We start from the raw sequence: 19187 nt of genomic DNA on the forward strand, positions 1-19187 counted from the left end.
TATTACTATATAAAAATACAACTAAAAGCAACTTACTATTTTATCTACACTTATGTAGTCTAGTAACTTTCTCATTTTTTTACGATGAAGTAAAAACTTAGAATATGTGTCTTCTGATTGTTTTGTATCTCCGTAAACCTTCCAATATTTAATCATAGAAACTTCATAATTACTATATCCCATAAATCCAATCACATCTTTGAGAGGATATCCTAAAAAAATTCCTATTTCATCAGGAAAAGTATCACCCTTAAGCTTATCTACTAAATGTTCTAAATAAGCATTAACATTTGTATTTTGTTTGTATCCCAGAAATTTTAAAAAATTTACTGTTTTTTTACATTTTAGCCTTTCTGATAAAGCTTTTTTGTTTACAAATAAGATTTTTAATCCCTTTTTCTTTTTATCAATAACTATAAAATCTATCTTTTTACATTTATATAGATATTTGTAAATATCACTAATTTTTTCCTCTCTATTTACATCAGTAAATGAGATATTTATTATTTCAGCAGGTTTAGAACCTAAAAAGACAGGACCTAAAACTTCTAAAAGCCATTTTATATAAGATGATTCAATTTTATTTTTACAACAAAATTGTGAATTACAACAAGACATAAAAGATAACCTCCTTCAAATGAAAATTAATATCAATTAATTAGATTATACTATGAATGATAATCAATATCAATAATAAAAATATATTTTTTTTATTTAGTTACTTATTTATTATAATTTCCCAAAAAATAAATTATATCTTGTTTAATTTTAGTAAATAAAAAATAAAAATATAGAAATACTAAGTTAAGAAAGAAATATATTTAAATTTTTTGTAATACAAAACATCTAGGAGGGTAATAAAAATGAAATTAAAAAGAACCTTATTTGTAGGACTAGCGTTAGTATTAGCTATAGGAATGACTGCATGTACTAAAAAAACAGAAGAACCAAGTGAGAATGCAGGGAAAAATCCCAATGAATCAGTAAATAATAATGAAGGTTATATGAATTATTATTCAACAAGCTATAATGATTATATAGCAGGTTTAAATAGATATTCTATTTATGATACTCCAGAGAGTATAAATAATCAGTTTAAGGATAAAGAATATCCAGGAAATGAAAAATATTTAGCTGATGTGAAGGCTGCATATAAAGATAGTAGAGATAAAATACAATCATTTGTAACATCTCTTAAAAAAGATGGTAAAACAGAAGATACAGAATTAAAGAAAATGAATGATGAATTAATAACTGAAGGTGAAAGATTAATAAAAGATATAGATGAGAGAATAAAAAAATTAGATAATGTATCTGATGAAGATATGAAAAAAGGTCAAAATGACTTTATGAAGATAGTTCATGGAACAGAAGATGTTGGAAATGATATAGGTAGTGGTTTTAGAAAAATGATAAAAGATATGAATGATAGACTAGGAATAACAGGAAATAATAAAAAATAATAGAGTAAATATCTAGTTAGAAAATAAAAAAGTTTCACAATATATGGAAGCCCTAAAAGTATTATCTTTTTTGGGCTTCATATTTTTTATATTAATGATAAATTAATAATTACATAATATCATATAACTATTGAAAATACAAAGATTTAGACACTAGAAAGTCAATAAAAGATATCTATTTATTTTTAACTAAGAAAAACAAAAAATAAAAAATTTAAATAAATTTATTGACAAATATTATTAATGAATATATCATATATAACATAGCAACAAATGATAATCGAATTAAATTTTAAATTAAATAACGTCTTATCAAGAGTGGTGGAGGGACTGGCCCTTTGAAACCCGGCAACCAGTATATTTTATATACATTGGTGCTAAATCCTGCAACTAATATAGTTGATAGATGAGTATAAATAGCTTTCTAAGCCTGAGTTTATACTCAGGCTTTTATTTTGTTATATATAAATTAAAATACATAAGCGAGGATAAACATAAAAACTTAGCATAATAATAGGGAGGAAATTTTATGATTAGCATAAAAAATGTTAATAAGTATTATGGAAAGATTCAAGTACTTAAAGATGTAAGTATTGAAATAGAATCTGGAGAAATTTTTGGAATAATAGGTCATAGTGGAGCAGGAAAATCAACACTACTTAGATGTATAAATGGCTTAGAAGAATATCAAGAAGGTAATGTGCTTGTTTCTGATAAGGAAGTAAAGTCACTAAATGAAAAGCAAATGAGAGATTTAAGAAAAGAACTAGGCATGATTTTCCAACACTTTTCATTACTTGAGAGAAGAACTGTATTTGATAACGTAGCATTACCATTAGAATGTTTTGGATATACAAAATCAGAAATACAGAAAAGAGTTTTGGAGCTATTAGAAGTGGTTGGTATATCTGAAAAGAAAAATGATAAACCTAGGAACTTAAGTGGTGGTCAGAAACAAAGAGTTGCAATTGCCAGAGCTTTAGCACTAAATCCACAAGTACTTCTTTGTGATGAAGCAACTTCAGCATTAGACCCAAATACTACAAAATCAATTCTTTCATTACTTGAAGATATAAATAAAAAATTAGGAATAACAATAATTGTTGTAACTCATCAAATGGAAGTTATAAAACAGATTTGTGGAAGAGTAGCAATAATGGAAAATGGAGAAGTACTAGAGGTAGGAGATACAGAAGAGATTTTCTTAAGAAATACTAAGGGACTTAGAAAATTAATAGGTGAAGAAAGTATAATTTTACCAAAAGGAACAAATATAAAGATACTATTCCCTAAAGATATTTCTAATGACGCTATTATAACGACTATGGCAAGAGAACTAAATATAGATGTATCTATAATATTTGGTAAATTAGAACAATTTAAAGAAGATATTTTAGGTTCACTTATCATAAATGTTTCAGATAAAAGTGGGGAACAAGTAAAACAATATCTAACTAGTAAAGGCATAAGATGGGAGGAAATGATAAATGAATAGTTTAATCGACTTTTTAACAACACTATTTCCAAATGCATTGTTACAAACTTTGTATATGGTTATAGTACCAACTATAGTAGCAACAATATTAGGATTTATACTAGCAATCATATTAGTAGTTACAAAACCAGATGGATTAAAACCAAATAGCACAATAAATAGTGTTTTAGGGTTTATAGTAAATATATTTAGAAGTTTCCCATTTATGATACTTATAGTTGCAATGATTCCAATAACTAGATTAATCGTTGGAACAAGTATAGGGGAAACTGCTGCAATAGTACCAATAACTATTGGTGCAGCACCATTTATCGCTAGAATTATAGAAAGTTCGTTAAATGAAGTTGACAAAGGATTGATAGAAGCTGCAAGATCTTTTGGAGCTACAAAGAGACAAATAGTATTTAAAGTTATGATAAAAGAAGCTATGCCTTCAATAGTATCTGGAATTACATTATCAATAATATCTATACTTGGTTATACAGCTATGGCGGGTGCAGTAGGAGCTGGAGGATTAGGTAATGTAGCACTTATTTATGGATATCAAAGATTCGATACAGCAGTAATGGTGTATACAGTAATAGCACTTGTAATATTAGTTCAGATAATACAAGGTATAGGAAATCTAGCTTACAAGAAACTAAAATAATTTAATCATAAAAACTTTAAAGAGGGGGAGTAAAAAATGAAATTAAAAAAATTATTATCAGTAGCATTGGTGTCAGCAATAGCAATATCAGCAGTTGGTTGTTCAAACAAAGAGGATAAGAAAATACTAGTAGGGGCTTCATCAAATCCACACGCAAAGATACTGGAAGTAGCAAAACCTTTATTAAAAGAAAAAGGATATGATTTAGAAGTAAAAATATTTGATGACTATGTACTTCCAAACACAGCTTTAGATGAAGGTTCTTTAGATGCAAATTTCTTTCAACATATTCCATTTTTAGAGGAAACAGTTAAGGAGAAAGAATATAAACTTACGTATACAGCTAAAGTTCATATAGAGCCAATGGGATTCTATTCAGAAAAAGTTAAGTCATTAGATGAAATAAAAGATGGAGCAGTTATAGCTGTACCAAATGATGCAACTAATGGCGCTAGAGCGCTTAAATTATTAGCAAAAAATAAAATAATAGAAGTAAAAGATGGAGAACTTATAACTAAAAAAGATATAACTAAGAATCCTAAAAATATACAAATAAAAGAAATGAATGCAGAGCAATTACCAACAGTATTAAAGGATGTTGATGGAGCAGTTATAAATTCTAATTATGCTTTAACAGCTAACTTAAATCCTACTAAGGATGCTATAGTAATAGAGTCAAGTGATTCTCCATATGTGAATATAATAGCTTGTAGAGAAGATAATAAAGACAGTGATAAGATGAAAGCTTTATCAGAAGCTATGAACAGTAAAGAAGTTAAAAAATTTATACAAGATGAATATAAAGGAAGTATAGTTCCAGCTTTTTAAATTGAATATACAAAATCTATAAAATGAGTAAAATTAAAAATATTTACTCATTTTTTTTTATAACTAGAAAGTGACAAATTTTTTGGAAGAATTGTGGTAACATATTTATAGGTAAAACTATATAAAAATGAAGAAGTGGTGGGGAATATGGAATCTAAGGGAACTTTAAGCAAGAATAAGGTCTATATACTAGCTAATGGGGTATTTTTGATTATTGCACTTTTAAATATAAATTTGTATACAGTTTCTATAAATATGTATAGGATAATTTTACTTTGGATATTTGGATACTCTATAGTTTATATAACTAGTTTTAAAAAAGACGAATTTATAAATATATTAAAGTCAGGGTGTCTCGTATTAGTTTTTGTAAGTATTTTAGGCGTAGCAGATTTAAAACTTCAAACATTCCAAATTGTATTACTAAATTTAAGTATAATTAATATGTCTACTTTTATATATTTAACCATTTCTAAAGTAAAAAATTTGAGAATAAGCCCTGTATTAATCTTTTATAGTGCTTTTGTCATAGTAGACTATTTTATAAGAAATATTTTTAGTGATTTTAACTGGAATATGATTATTATATTAGTTAATATTGTCGTGTCGTTGTTTAATTTGATATATTTATTGAATAAACTTGATAGCACAGTTGAACACTATAAGTTAATAAAAGATTTATCATATTTTGCTTTTTTTACAACTATTATAGGATTTATAGCAATTTATTTTAGTGTAGTAGATACAGAGAGATTAATAGGAGTAGTGTATTTATTATTATGTAACCACACTTATTATGTATATGTATACAGTCTCAATAATAGAATTGTATATCCATATTACGAGCTTGATTATATAAATAAAAAATTAAGTAGAAAGTCAGAGCAATTAAGTAAGATAAATTTAGCTATAGAAAAAGATATGACTATACAAAGAACACTAAAGAATTATATAGACCAAAGGAAAGAGTTATTGAGACAAGCTCTTGATACAATACCAAACGTATGGATAGTAACGGATTATGATTTTAATATAAGTTATACAAATAATAAGTTTAAAGATGAATTTTCAAAAGATATGAGTAATTTTTATAAAATATTAACTTTTGTCAAAGAAGATAAAAATGTAGCTGAAAAATTAAAAAAATTTGACAATGATATAAGTATAATCGACAAGCAGGTAGAATTAAATGATAAAATCTATTTGTTGAGTTTAAGTAATAATAAAGATGAAAGTAATTACTTAATAAGCTTAAATGATATTACAAATGAAATCAAAATGGATGAGGAAATAAGACATATAAATAAAGATTACAAAAACATTATATTAAATATTCCATCCCCTATACTTGTGAGGAGTGCTGAAGGTGGTATAAAGAAGAATAAGATAATTAGTATAAATAAGAAATATGAAAAGAGTTTTAGATGTAATTCCAGTGATTTAGTTGGTATGACATTAGAACAGTATTTTGAAACTTTCAATATAGATTTCTTTGATAATAGAGAATTTAAAAGATTAAATCTTACACAAGAAAAGAAAGCTGAAATAGTAAGTTACAATGATACAGCAAACTGTATAGTTAATTTTGTAATGTCTGATATAGATGGTGAAGACCGTGTTGAAGAAGTTAGAGTTGGAGACTACTGGTCAGATAATAAGCTATTTAAATTGCTTACATTTAGAGATATAACTAAAGAGATAAATATACTTAGAATAGCAAATGAACAAAAGATAATATACGAAAAATTACTTGATGCTATACCAGAGGCTATTTTTCTTGAAGATTTAAGTACATCAAGAGTTCTATATACAAATAGAGCTTTTAGAGAATTATTTGGAATTTCTAGTGATGTATTAGGAGCCACAACGCAAAAATATAGAAATATATTAGTAAAAAAATACATAAATAATTTAAATATAGGAGAGAGAGAAAAGAGCATTCACATAGTAAACGAAAATAATCATATTAGAGAAGTAAAGATGATATCAAGAACATTGTATTTTGGACAAAAGAGAAGTAGAGTTAGAATTATTAAAGATTTGAGTGTACAAAGAGAGTCTGAAAGACTTAAGAAAGCACTAATAAAACAGAGACAATATGACCAAATGAAGATGGAGTTTTATGCTAATATATCTCATGAACTTAAGACTCCTTTAAATAATATATATAGCTCAGTTCAACTTGTCGAAAATCTTTATAAAAAAGGAAAAATAATAGATTTTCAGAATATACTAAAAGAACATATACAAATAACTAAACAAAATATGTTTAGATTATTGAGATTAATAGATAACATAATAAATATTTCTCAAGTTAAGTCAGAGATATATAAGATTAAAGCAGTTAATTTTGATATTATCGATATAACAGAAAGAATAGTTACATCTATTAGCAGTTATGCTAGGTCTAAGGGAATAGATTTGATTTTTGATACAAATGAGGAAACTATGAGGGTAGGGCTTGACCCAGAATCTATAGAAAGGATAATATTGAATATATTATCAAATTCTATAAAGTTTACTTTAGAAGGTGGAGAAATTCTTGTAGGTATCTATAAAAAAGGTGAGACAGTAGAAATACTTATAAAAGATACTGGAATAGGTATAGAAAAAGATAAATTGAGTGACATATTCAATCGATTTAAACAAATTGAAAATAGTGGTATATCAAATGAATTTGGAAGTGGGATAGGATTGTGTCTTACAAAATCATTGATTGAAATTCAAAATGGGGAAATTTACATAGACAGCAAAGTAGGAGAAGGGACTGAAGTGAAGATTATATTCCCAATTAAAGAAGTGGTTGAAGAAGTCTATGATAATTCAAATTATAATGACAATATTGAAAAATTCGAAATAGAATTTTTTGATATATACAAATAATAAATATTGAAATCTATTATTTGTATACAATCATAAAATAAGTTGATTTTATTTATGTTTTTAGCTAGACTTAGTTTATTGCAAATAAATTTTATGAGGTGAAGTTTTGGAAAAGGATTTTTTTAGAAAAAATGGTATTGATTTAGCCAAATCAATATTAGGCAAATATCTTATAAGAAAGTATGAAGATAAAACAATCGTTACTAAAATCATAGAGACGGAAGCCTATATGGGTATAAATGACAAAGGAGCACATGTATATGGTGATAAAAAAACCGACAGAACGAAGCCATTATATTTAGATGGTGGGCATATATATGTTTATTTAATTTATGGGATGTACAACTGTTTAAATTTATCAGCAAATGTAGAAAACACACCAGAGTGTGTATTAATAAGAGGTGTAGAACCTATAACTTCTTTAGATGAGATATCTATAAATAGATACAATAAATCTTACAATAATTTGAGTAAATATCAAATAAAGAATATTACTAATGGGCCAGGAAAGCTTTGCAAGGCTCTAAAAATAGATAGAAGTCTAAACAGCAAGAGTATAATGGGTGAAGAATTATATATAAGTGATTTTTATTATGATGATGAAGGAGTAAAGGTATTTAGTAAGGATGATATAGATATAAAAACTAGTAAGCGTATAAATATAGATTATGCAGAAGAGGCGAAAGATTTTTTATGGCGTTTTTATATAGAATAAGTCTTTATGTAAGTGAGATATATATTTATTAAGTGAGATATATATTTATAGGAAAAATTTTCTATAGATATATATCTCACTTTTTTTACATAATTTTTAATTTAATAAAAATAAATTTATGAATTACAAACATATTTTAATAAATTTATAATTATTTTACTAATATAAATAAAGATATATTTTGGCGAAATTAGCGATTAAAATTAATTTTTTCTCTGTATTTTATCAAAAATGATAAAATTTGTATAGATAATTAACTTATTTTATAAGTAATTAATTAATTATTAAAGAATGAAGAAATTTTGACAAAAAAAGAAATTCTATTTAGAATAGAGATATATTTAAAAGAATCCTATAAAGATGATGTTATATTTCTTATAGTAAGCAATTCTTATTAAATAAAAAATTAGATGATGTATTTTAAGAGGACATAAAGCACTTCAATAACACTTGACAATCTAAAAATTGACAAGTCTGTATCTAAAAAATATGTATAATATTAAATTGTAAAATAGAAGATGTTGCAGAGTAAAAAAAGACATTGAATAGATGTCATTAAATTGTAAGATTATGTTATAATTATAAAAAAGGATGTAATAATGTGTAGAAATAATAATATAATAATTTGAATTTTTAATAATTAAATTTAAATAAGACATGCAACATATAAAATATAATTTAGATATATTGATTAGATAGGATATATTAATAAGATTAATACATTATTATGAATTATTTTGATAATATATTGAATCATATTAATAACTTAAGTTTTATTATATAAAAAATAAATACTTATAAAGAATAGATATTTAGTTAGCAAAGTTATATAAAAATATGTGAAAAATAAATCTTAAAAATATAGACAAAACAAAAATAATAAATTATAGTAATACTAATAAAATTTTTAAAGAGTGAAATAAAATAGGTATAATAGCCTATATTTATATTTTTGTATTTATATTATGAAAAAATTAAAATTATTTAGGGGTGATGGTTTTGAATAAGGACATAGGAGCAAAAATAAAACAACTTAGAACTCAAAAACAAATGACACTGAAAGATATGAGTGAAAAAACAAACTTATCAATTGGTTTTTTGTCACAGCTTGAAAGAGGATTGACAAGTGTAGCAACAGATTCCTTAGGAAAAATAGCAAGTGTATTAGATGTAGAATTAACATACTTTTTTATGAAGCCAAAAGAGCATAAAAGAGCTGTATTGAGAAGTTATGAGAAAGAAGTGTTTGATGTAGAAAATTCAACATTTATACATTATCATTTATCATCTAATTTAAAAGAAAAAACAATGTTGCCAAGACTAATTGAAATTCTTCCAAGTAAGAGTAATGAAGATATTTGTTGTTATGTACACAAAGGTGAGGAGTTTGTGTACGTGCTAGAGGGTACTCTTACAGTATTTTTGGGTGATGAGCAAATAGAAATGTATCAAGGAGACACAATACACTATAATAGTGAAAAGAACAATCATAATTGGGTTAATTACACTAATAAATTAGTAAAGATTTTGGTTGTAAGTATCCCAAATCCATTTGAGAAATCTGATACAATTAAAGAAGTTTAAATTTTAACTATTAATATTAGCTAATAAGGAGGTACTATAGTGAAAAAAATTGGATTCATAGGTGCAGGAAATATGGCAAGCGCTATGATAGGAGGGATAGTAAATTCAAAATTAGTTGAACCTGATATGGTTATAGCATCAGCATATAGTCAAGGAACTCTTGATAGAATATATAAAAGTTTTGGAATAAAAACTACAAAAGATTCAAAGGAAGTAACTAGAAATTCTGATATAGTGATTGTAGCTGTTAAACCAGATATATATGATGATATTTTAGAAGAGATAAAAGATTTTATAGATGATAGTAAAATTATAGTTACAATAGCAGCAGGAAAATCTATAGAAGATATAGAGTCAATAATAGGAAATGATAAGAAAATAGTTAGAACAATGCCAAATACTCCAGCTCTTGTAAATGAAGCTATGTCTTCTCTTTCTATAAATAGAAATATAAACAATGAAGACCTAGAAGCAGTTACAGAAGTATTTAATTCTTTTGGAAATACTGAAGTAGTGCCAGAATATCTTATAGAAGCAGTAATTGGAGCGAGTGGTTCAGCACCAGCATATGTATTTTTATTTATAGAAGCTATGGCAGATGCAGCAGTAATTGCAGGTATGCCAAGACAACAAGCATATAAATTTGCATCACAAGCAGTTATGGGTTCTGCGAAAATGGTACTTGAAACAGGAAAACATCCTGGTGAGTTAAAAGATATGGTATGTTCACCTGGAGGAACTACTATAGAGGCAGTTAAGGTACTTGAAGAAGAAGGTTTTAGAGCCTCTGTTATAAAAGCTATATGTGCATGCATAGATAAATCTAAAAAGATGAGTGAGTAATAAAAATTTATTGCAAGAAAAAGAATTGCCTTTCATAGAAAATTTCTATTTTAGGCAATTCTTTTTCTTTATTTATTTAATTTTTAAAATAAGCCTGAAAGCCAATTTTTTATTTTTTCAAAAAAACCAACTGAATCATCGTTATTTGATTGATTTTCTGAATTATTTGTGTCCTCGTTATTTGATTGAGAGTTATCTTTATTTTCATTGTTAGTTGTATTATCATTTTCTGAGTTATTTGAATTACTATCATTATTTGAATTAGTATTATCTTGTGGATTTATTTGAACACCTTCTGTAGAGTTTATTACAGCATTAGAGCCAAGAGACTCATCATTAGTGTTATTTAAGATTCCTAAATCTTTTTTATCTCCACCTGAGAATAAACCAGAGAACCAGTCTCCTATTCCACTAAACCATCCACCAATGGTGTCTAATATACCAGAGCCTTTAACACTTTCACCTAATTTCTTTAATTGCTCATTTACATTATCTGATACATTGTCCAATGTATTTTTCATGTTATTGTAATCATAATCTTGGTCAGCTATTTTTTTCATTACACCCTTAATTTGTTCTTTTTGCTCTGGTGTAATAGTAATATTGTAATTATTTACAACATTGTTTATTGTATTTGCTATTTGATTAGTATCTTTTGTTCCATTTTTTACAATTTCTGTTTTTATATCATTCATTACACCAGTTGCTTTTTCCTGGCCTATATCATCTCCTAAATCACCTGTAACTACCAATTCTTCAGAAGCAATCTCTTTCTTTGTCTCATCAAGTTTCTTTCCTGAAGCATCTTCAAATGCCTTCATAATTCCTGTTAATGCACCAGTACCACTTACAGGATATGGAGCAGCAGCGATAACATTTGCATCTTCAAGTCCAGCTGTTGTAAGTGTTGAAGCAATCATTGAGCTAGTTACCCAAGTTAAATTTGCTGTTTTAACATTAATTCCATTTCCTTTTTTAGTAGGTTCAACATATGAACAAGATATAGTAACTTTTCCAAGCTGACCTTCTGTTGCAACACCTTGTAAATATTGTCTTTCTTCTGCATTTGTTACATCTAAAACTAAGACTTGGTCTTTTTTTACTCCAAAGTAATTAAGCATTTGTTGCTTTTGAGATTCTGATAAGTTAGCTCCAAGTGTAACTACATTTGTGCCATCTGCATAAGAAAGGTTCATACTTCCAAGTACAAGCATCGTAGATACAATAATAGAGCTAATTTGTTTTTTAAACTTCATAATATTCCTCCTAGATTTAACATACATTACATTTTCAAATATACTTTTTATTAATATATTGAATAAAAATATGTGCTACATTTCTATTATACTAAATATAAACTATTTTTTAAATCAATGCGATTACAAGATTGTAATAAAAAAGGGAATATAAGGAAGATAATAAAAAAATAATTTTTGTAAGAGATTGAAAAAACAATTAATGTAGTATACTATAATATAGAAATGATTATGATAATGTTATAGAATCGGAAGGAGAAAAATAAATGTCAAAAGAATTAGTAAAAGACAGAGTAATAAAATATTTAATAGAAGACTTATTAGTACCTCAGGATATGATTGATACAAATGTTGAATTAGCAGAATTTGAAGAAGGCGCAGAAGGAGTTTTAGATATTATTGTAAATGTTAAAGATGAGGAAGACTATTATGCACCTGTAATGATAGTACAATGTTTGGATGAAGATGTAGAGCTAGAAGGCGAAGTTTTACAAAAACAAATAGAATTTTTAGAAGAAGTGGATAATATAACTATGTCAGGTAGATTAGTTTTAACTAATGGGGATGCTATGATGTATGCTGATTGGAGAGGCGAAGAATACGATACTGAGGCAGCTCTTCCAACTTATGATATAATGGTAAAAGAGTTTAATGAAATGGAACAACAGGTCAAAGAATTAGAAGAACATCACCATCACGATGAAAATTGTGGATGCGGATGCAATCATCATGAAAATTAAACATTAAGCATATATATTAAAAGGGGCTGTCGCATGAGCAAATTAAATTTGTTCTGTGATAGCTCTTTTACCTATCTTAATAAGTACATTTTTAATTATTTTATATAAAAATAATACATTCTGATAGAATATTTTCTTTACCTCTGCTTAAAAATCTTCTGAATTTCATATTTTGTTTTACTTGAGTGAAAGCTCCTTCTGCTTGTATACTTCTATTAATCCTAAATTCACACCCCTTCGGGCTTATAATTCTTTTTAAGTTTTCTTTTCTCATGGAATAACTTAGATACTTGTAAGTTTTTAGTTCTATTTTCAAGAGGAATCTTACTATTACTATCCTTTATACTGGCAATTACTACACTCTTCACAAGTGTAGCAAGTTATTTTACTTTTATAGCCTGTTTTTGATTTCCTTTAGTAAATTCTAAATCATCTATGTTTTTGTCTTCTAAAATTTCTTGTATTTTATATAAAATCATAGTATTATTACATGCATATTTACTAGAAGTATCTTTATTGTTAAATTCATCATTCATTTTACAAATCTCCTAAGTTTAATTATATTATATCAAAAAGACAGCATTTTATTATTATAAGTAATATATAATAAATTTGTTATGGCTGAGATTATATGTTAATATTAGAAATAATTATATAAAAAATAATTATTATCAAGTGTATATACTTATAAGTATATGAGCTTTTAAATTACGGAGGAAGAATGAATAATACACAAAAGATAGAGACAGGATTAAAATACAATAAAGCAAAAAAAATGGACAAAAACTTTATGTATCAAGACTTAAAAAGAAGTAACTGTTATAACACTGATTTTTCAAATTCAAACTTTAATTTTACAAGTTTAAGAGGAGCTCACTTTAAGTCTTGTAACTTTTATGGGTGTACGTTCAAATCAGCAGAAATAATAGGAGCAAACCTAAAAAGAAGTAAATTTAAAAATGCAAAATTTGAAAATACTATATTTGAAGGAGTTAATTTAGAAGAAGTAGATTTTTCTGGTACTAAATTTAAAAACGTAATATTTTTAAATACAGACATAACTAAAGCTAAAAACTTTGATATAAATTCACCTCAAATAAAAGTATTTAAAGCAATGCCTATTATAGAGATGAGTGAAAGATTAGAAAATGCAATAAAATTTGCAATGGAAAATAAGTATGTTAAAAAATCAAGAACTTTAGATACTAAAGATGGTGGCATTAATTATATAAGTATAATGGTACTTTTAGAAAACTTTAAAGAAAAACAATTAATAGATGGATTGACATTAATTGGAGAAAGAATAGATAAGGAATTTTGTACACTAAGTTATATAATGAAAAATTTAGAAGTTTATAAGTCTGAAGGTATATTATAATTTATGTCAAAATATACTGTAAAATGTTATCCTCTACAAAGAAGGTAGCATTTTTTTATACAAGGGTCTATCCAAAAAAGATAGACTCTTTTTTGTTAGATAAATAAAAAAATACCACATGAAATAATTATTATATAATACCCAACATTTAGTATATATACTAAAGTAATAACTTGAAAAAATATTAAGCAAGGGAGTTAATGTGAAAAATATATAGATGATACAAGACTTTTTGGTTATTTAGTATTAATAGTTTTAATATTATATAATATATTAATAGGTAGAGAATACCACATTATAAATTTTTCATTGTATTGAAGAATACACTAAAAGGGAGAAAAAAGAATATGGATTATAGTATAGGTGAAATGACATACAATATATCTTGCTTTGGAGAATTACATCCACTAAAATATTTTAAACAATTTACTACGTATCAAAATATACAATTATCTAATAAAAAGTCTAAAGATTATAGAATAGAATATACAACTCCATCTATAGAAATATACTCATTAAAATTATGTGATACAAAAATCGTGGATACAATAAAAGGAACTTCATTAGAAGGGCAACATTTAAGTGGGAAAAATCTTATTATATTGGGTAATATTAATATGAGTTTAATATTAAAATATGAAAATACCAACAAAAAATGTAAGCGTAATAAACATAAAAAAAATAAAGTATTAAATATTATGTTGCCATTTAGTACTTTCATAGTTATCCCAAATTATGATAGTAATGAGGAAAGAATTAATCTTAGATACTTTGTAGAAGACGTAAGTGTAAAGCTCAATCAGAGTAAAATATTTGTAAGTGTAACTATGTTAATGCAATATTTAGAGTAATAATAATCTAATATCTAACAGACATAAATAGAAAAGAGTGATGTAATGAAGGTAATAAATGAATGTAGGATAGACTTTCAATATAGATTATCACCTAAAAGTCCTGTAATAGTAAAGACTATCTGTAGTAATGTAGTTTCTACTGATATAGTAAAGGATATATTAAAGATAGAAAAATATGTAGATAAGAAACATTCCTATTCTTTTGATATAGTAACATATACAGTTTGCATTTCAAATGTTAGTAAGTATATTGTAACTAATGCATTTTTTCAAGATAAAATTCCAACAGGGACAAAATTTATAAATAACTCAGTAACTATAAATAGTATAAAGAAATATTTCATAAATCCAGAAAAAGGGTTTAGTTTGCATGATATTAATTCAGGAAAATGCATAATAATAACATTTAAAGTTATAGTATTACCTCATTATCTCTGTAATACAATAAAAAATTGCTCCACTATAGAACATGACTATATTTACAATATTGAGATGTCTCCCACTAGAGTAGTAATGAAAAGTAATAAAGTGAACACACATGTTGAAAATAAAGTATTTAAATCATTACAAGTGGATAACAATATAAAAATATCTCAAAGAATAGATAAAATAATCGATATAAAAGTAAAAGTAAATATACTAGAAACAAAGGTTGTTAATACTCCTGCCAATGATGTATATAGAAAACAAAATTCTGATGTATGCACCTTTATTATTTTAGGTAACATAGAATACGAAATAAATTATAAACTAAAATGTAAAAAAACTAATAGAAAAAACAAAAACCAAAAAATGAAAACTAAAATAAGTGTTTTTGGATTTTCTTGTAACATGCTTGTACCTATTGGTATTACCTATTTAAATAAAGATAATATAAAAATAAATATTGAAAATACATCAACAAGCCAAATTTATAAAGGTAAATTGTTTGTTAGCTCAAATATATTACTATATTATTAAAACCATCGAATATTATCAAGTATAATCGATGGTTTTTTATAATAAAGAAATAAACTGTATAGTATTTATAAATACTCATGATAGAAGATATTTTTAACTAGGATCTATATTTAAAACTGTCTTACTTGGATATGGATTAGTTTGTGATGTAACAGTAATATAAAAATCATACCTAACACCTAATGGTTGATTAGAAGGAATGACCGCATCTAGTTCTATTAATTTGCTGCTATTAGGAGGTAAATTTGTTAATTGAGGTAAAGTTGCTTGATAAAGTGTATTAGTAGGTACATCAGTTATTTTTGTACCATTAATGTACAGTGTATAAGAAATAGCTACTTTTTGTATAGTTATTGAATAACTGTCATAGCCTCCACCAGTATTTTTAAAATAATTTAATATAACTGCAGTATTGCCTGCAGGTGTAACAATATATGATGTTGAATCATCTATTTTATTAGCTGGATTTGGCAATAATGAAACTCCAGGGACTAAAGAGCAAGTTATAGTGTTACTTTGTTCACCACCATATATTTTAGTAGGCCATATATCATTATAATAAGAAATAGCAGTTGCCTGAGTAGTCATTGAAGAACCAGAGACCAACATTAATTGAGGTATTACTGTAAAAGTTACATATCCAGACATAGATGGACCTAACTGTGGTATTGAAATAACAACATTTTTTGTAGAACTATTATAGGTTGCATTACAGAATGAAGTTGTGTTTATAGAAGTAAATAAGAAATTATTATTTATAGGAATTTGTATAGTACCATTTACTAAATTTACTAAACTATTATTTTGGAATATAAGTAAAAATTGCATAACAGAATTAGTACTTATACTAGCAGTTTGGTTATATATAGTAGAAGTAGTTTTATCTGTTGCACTTAATGTCATTACTAAGTTTGGATGATTCACTGTTATAGCTAATGTATTAGAAACTGTGGTATAACTACCACCTTGAATTTGTTGATATAGGCATTGTGCAATATTATTTTGTGTAGAAGTTAATGCACCAATACTCTTAGTTGCACTAATTATTCTACAGGTCATGTTGTAAGCTATTGTTTGTGATGATACTCTGGCATCTATTGTTCCTTCAGTAGGTAATGTAACTGTATAAGATGATACTGTTGGTATTATAGATACACCGTTTTTAAATGCAGAACCTACATAAGATTGACCTCCATTTGGAAGAACATCCTTTATATATAGTCCATATGCAATGGTACCTTGAGGAATAGTCACTGTAATTGTGTAGGTTATTAAAGAGCCAACCTTAAATGTAGATGCGATATTACTTTTTGATACTATTATGTTAGCTGAAGAGATTTTAACTGATGCACTTTTATTAAGATTAGAATATTGGTAGTTATCTGAATAATCATCATATTCTTGAGAATATGGATTAGTATTAGTTGCTGTAGTGGTAATACTTACTCCTGGAGCCATGACTGAGCTTATAGTTACACTGTATGTTAAAGTGATAGATTGACCTGGAGCAAGTTTATCAATACTAACAATAATACTATTATCTTCAATTTTAATTTCATCATAACTACCTGTTCCATTAACTATTAAGCTATTTTTCTTAAGAGTAAACCAGTTAGATAAAGTATCATTAAGAGTAAAATTAAATGCATCTGTTTCTGTTCCTAGTGTATTAGTATTTTTTATAGTAACTGCATATGTGTAGATTTCATTAGATTTTATAACTGTTGTGTTAGGACCATTAACAGTCTTAGTTAATTGAATATTAGGAGTGCCTATATTAAAGTTTACTTGTGCACGATTGCTATAGGCATATCCATAGGTATTTATTCCTTTTAGTTTCATTAGATTAGCATTTTGGCCAGAAGAACCAAGTTGTTCTATTTGTACTTTAAAACTAATAGTAGCAGTAGTTAAGCCAGGTATATTTCCATAGAAGAAATCCACTCCATGGGGACTTATTAGTTTAGGTTGAGATACAGGATTATAACCAGTGTAGTTGTAAGTTAAGCTGGTTATAGGATTAGATGATAATGGGAAAAAGTCATCTATATAAACTTGTTTTTGAGTAGCTTGTAATGTAGATGCATTGTAAGTTAATAAATACTCAGCAAAATCTCCAGGAGCTAAAGAATTTATTGTTTTAGAGGTTCCATTTTTATAGTATCCTTTAACAAATTGTTTGGTAATTGTTCCTACACTTATACTTGAAGATACACTAGAATTATCAGTGACTTGAGTTAATGAACCTACAAGAGTACCTGTAATATCAGTAGTTGAAGTAAAAGGATCAGAAGCTACGACAGGTAGATTTATGTTATTTGTATCAAATTTATAGGTATAAAAACTATTAATTTTTGCACTTATTGTTACGGTCTGTGTAGAGTTTTGTGGCATAAAAGCAAAGTTGTAAGTTAGATAATATCCTTTCATTGTAGAACTATTTGCCACTGATGTTGGATTAATAGAGCTAGATAGATAAAGGATTCCATCAGGTAACAAATAATGAACTAATACATTTTGTATATTGTAATATTGCCCAACCTTATATACATAGGTGTAAGTTACTGTATTTTGTATATCAACTATAGATTTACTTGTAGAAGTAGCTATTATCAAATCCATTGCTGAAAAACTAGTAGTACTGCTAGAACTGGCTGTTACTTGAGGGTTTGCTGATACCATACTAATGTACATATTCAATGTAGTACCATGAACAATATAATTTCCTTGATTACTGTTATATTGATTCCATATTGCAAAATTAAAATTTAAAGTAGTATTGCTACTTACTGAAAGATTTACATTACTATAATAAAGTTGAGTATACATTTTATTATTAATACTAACCAAGTTAATAGTAGGAGTTGTAAATTGTGATGCATCAGTACCTAAAGTAGTAACATTTCCTATATATCTAATTCCATCATCTAATAGTATTGTTATATTAACTAAGGATGAAGAATTTGAATTATTATAAAACTTGCAAGTAGCAGTGCTAACTTGAGTATAATCATTTAAAGTGAGTAGGCTACCTGCACCTTTTAATACTTTTCCAGGTGTAGTAATAGTACTATTAAACATTATTGTTTGAAAAGACATAGCTATACCATTAGTAATTACTACATTACCTATATCATAGCTCCCTCTAGGCATAGTATCTGCTTGACAAGATACACTTATTCCAGAAAATATATATCCAAATGGTATTACAGTTCCATTTTTAAATTTAGTATTACACTTAACAGTTATACTAAAAGTGAAATTTACCTCCATAGGTGCAAGGTCTTTCATATTAATCCAAGAATATGTGATGCTATTATCCGCATTTGTTATACTAGATGTTTGTGAAAAAGTAGATGTCGAAAGGACCAGACCATCAGGTATTGTAATAGTAAGACCTAGATTATAAAATCTTTGCACGGTGCTGAGATTTTGTATAGTAATACTAAAAGTAGAAGTATTTCCTATTATTATAGGAATCTTTTGAGTATTACTTACAATAATATTTAACATGTTTGAGTCCATTAAATCACTCCTTT

The 19187-nt window shown here is 26.3% G+C and carries 17 protein-coding genes and 1 riboswitch; of the genes, 12 read left to right on the plus strand and 5 right to left on the minus strand.

Annotated features, from left to right (window positions below; all coding sequences use genetic code 11):
- Positions 1-21: 21 nt before the first annotated feature.
- Positions 22-618, minus strand: coding sequence for a DUF3793 family protein (locus ACTG46_RS08015; RefSeq protein WP_054269977.1), 597 nt, complete (start codon positions 616-618; stop codon positions 22-24).
- A gap of 245 nt (positions 619-863) precedes the next feature.
- On the opposite strand from ACTG46_RS08015, the gene ACTG46_RS08020 reads away from it, so the two are divergent.
- The 8 genes from ACTG46_RS08020 to proC all read left to right on the plus strand — a co-directional run bounded on the left by ACTG46_RS08020 (position 864) and on the right by proC (position 10460).
- Entirely contained in the window at positions 864-1463 is a 600-nt protein-coding gene (locus ACTG46_RS08020; RefSeq protein WP_054269978.1) for a hypothetical protein, read from the plus strand.
- A 306-nt stretch (positions 1464-1769) separates the two neighbouring features.
- A riboswitch (SAM riboswitch) is annotated at positions 1770-1876 on the plus strand.
- 116 nt (positions 1877-1992) lie between these two features.
- Positions 1993-2958: a methionine ABC transporter ATP-binding protein gene (locus ACTG46_RS08025; RefSeq protein WP_054269979.1), complete on the plus strand. Its 966-nt coding sequence runs from the start codon at positions 1993-1995 to the stop codon at positions 2956-2958.
- Positions 2951-3607 carry a methionine ABC transporter permease gene (locus ACTG46_RS08030; protein ID WP_054269980.1) on the plus strand — a complete coding sequence of 219 codons (657 nt, stop codon included), beginning with the start codon at positions 2951-2953 and terminating at the stop codon, positions 3605-3607. The genes ACTG46_RS08025 and ACTG46_RS08030 overlap by 8 nt, the downstream gene beginning before the upstream one ends.
- Before the next feature lie 36 nt (positions 3608-3643).
- Positions 3644-4435, plus strand: a complete 792-nt coding sequence (locus tag ACTG46_RS08035) for a MetQ/NlpA family ABC transporter substrate-binding protein (protein ID WP_054269981.1) — start codon at positions 3644-3646, stop codon at positions 4433-4435.
- A 147-nt stretch (positions 4436-4582) separates the two neighbouring features.
- Positions 4583-7318: a sensor histidine kinase gene (locus ACTG46_RS08040; protein WP_054269982.1), complete on the plus strand. Its 2736-nt coding sequence runs from the start codon at positions 4583-4585 to the stop codon at positions 7316-7318.
- A 106-nt stretch (positions 7319-7424) separates the two neighbouring features.
- Complete coding sequence (locus tag ACTG46_RS08045) at positions 7425-8033, plus strand: DNA-3-methyladenine glycosylase (protein WP_054269983.1); 609 nt, start codon at positions 7425-7427, stop codon at positions 8031-8033.
- A gap of 993 nt (positions 8034-9026) precedes the next feature.
- On the plus strand, positions 9027-9617 hold the full coding sequence (locus tag ACTG46_RS08050) for a helix-turn-helix domain-containing protein (RefSeq protein ID WP_407815283.1): 591 nt from the start codon (positions 9027-9029) through the stop codon (positions 9615-9617).
- A 39-nt stretch (positions 9618-9656) separates the two neighbouring features.
- Positions 9657-10460, plus strand: a complete 804-nt coding sequence (gene proC, locus ACTG46_RS08055; protein WP_054269985.1) for a pyrroline-5-carboxylate reductase — start codon at positions 9657-9659, stop codon at positions 10458-10460.
- An 83-nt stretch (positions 10461-10543) separates the two neighbouring features.
- Here the strand turns inward: proC and ACTG46_RS08060 are convergent, their stop codons facing one another.
- Positions 10544-11716, minus strand: coding sequence for a DUF1002 domain-containing protein (locus tag ACTG46_RS08060; RefSeq protein ID WP_054269986.1), 1173 nt, complete (start codon positions 11714-11716; stop codon positions 10544-10546).
- Positions 11717-11982: 266 nt separating this feature from the next.
- Here ACTG46_RS08060 and ACTG46_RS08065 point away from each other — a divergent pair, with 266 nt between their 5' ends.
- A complete protein-coding gene (locus tag ACTG46_RS08065; RefSeq protein WP_021384283.1) occupies positions 11983-12456 on the plus strand; it encodes a type I restriction enzyme HsdR N-terminal domain-containing protein in 474 nt (157 codons plus the stop codon).
- 100 nt (positions 12457-12556) lie between these two features.
- Here ACTG46_RS08065 and ACTG46_RS08070 read toward each other — a convergent pair whose 3' ends face one another.
- Positions 12557-12772 (minus strand): transposase, encoded by a 216-nt coding sequence (locus ACTG46_RS08070; protein WP_479923909.1) that lies wholly within the window; start codon positions 12770-12772, stop codon positions 12557-12559.
- A 64-nt stretch (positions 12773-12836) separates the two neighbouring features.
- Positions 12837-12992, minus strand: a complete 156-nt coding sequence (locus ACTG46_RS08075) for a hypothetical protein (RefSeq protein WP_167641116.1) — start codon at positions 12990-12992, stop codon at positions 12837-12839.
- Positions 12993-13177: 185 nt separating this feature from the next.
- Between ACTG46_RS08075 and ACTG46_RS08080 the strand changes: the two genes are divergently transcribed.
- From ACTG46_RS08080 to ACTG46_RS08090, 3 genes are all read left to right on the plus strand, one after another.
- Positions 13178-13834, plus strand: coding sequence for a pentapeptide repeat-containing protein (locus ACTG46_RS08080; protein ID WP_054269987.1), 657 nt, complete (start codon positions 13178-13180; stop codon positions 13832-13834).
- Between the two features lie 347 nt (positions 13835-14181).
- Positions 14182-14685, plus strand: a complete 504-nt coding sequence (locus tag ACTG46_RS08085; protein WP_054269988.1) for a hypothetical protein — start codon at positions 14182-14184, stop codon at positions 14683-14685.
- A 45-nt stretch (positions 14686-14730) separates the two neighbouring features.
- Positions 14731-15648: a DUF11 domain-containing protein gene (locus ACTG46_RS08090; protein WP_054269989.1), complete on the plus strand. Its 918-nt coding sequence runs from the start codon at positions 14731-14733 to the stop codon at positions 15646-15648.
- 93 nt (positions 15649-15741) lie between these two features.
- On the opposite strand, the gene ACTG46_RS08095 is transcribed toward ACTG46_RS08090, so the two are convergent.
- Positions 15742-19173: a hypothetical protein gene (locus tag ACTG46_RS08095; protein WP_479923910.1), complete on the minus strand. Its 3432-nt coding sequence runs from the start codon at positions 19171-19173 to the stop codon at positions 15742-15744.
- Positions 19174-19187: the final 14 nt, after the last annotated feature.

Source organism: Clostridioides sp. LIBA-7678 (genome assembly GCF_056716065.1).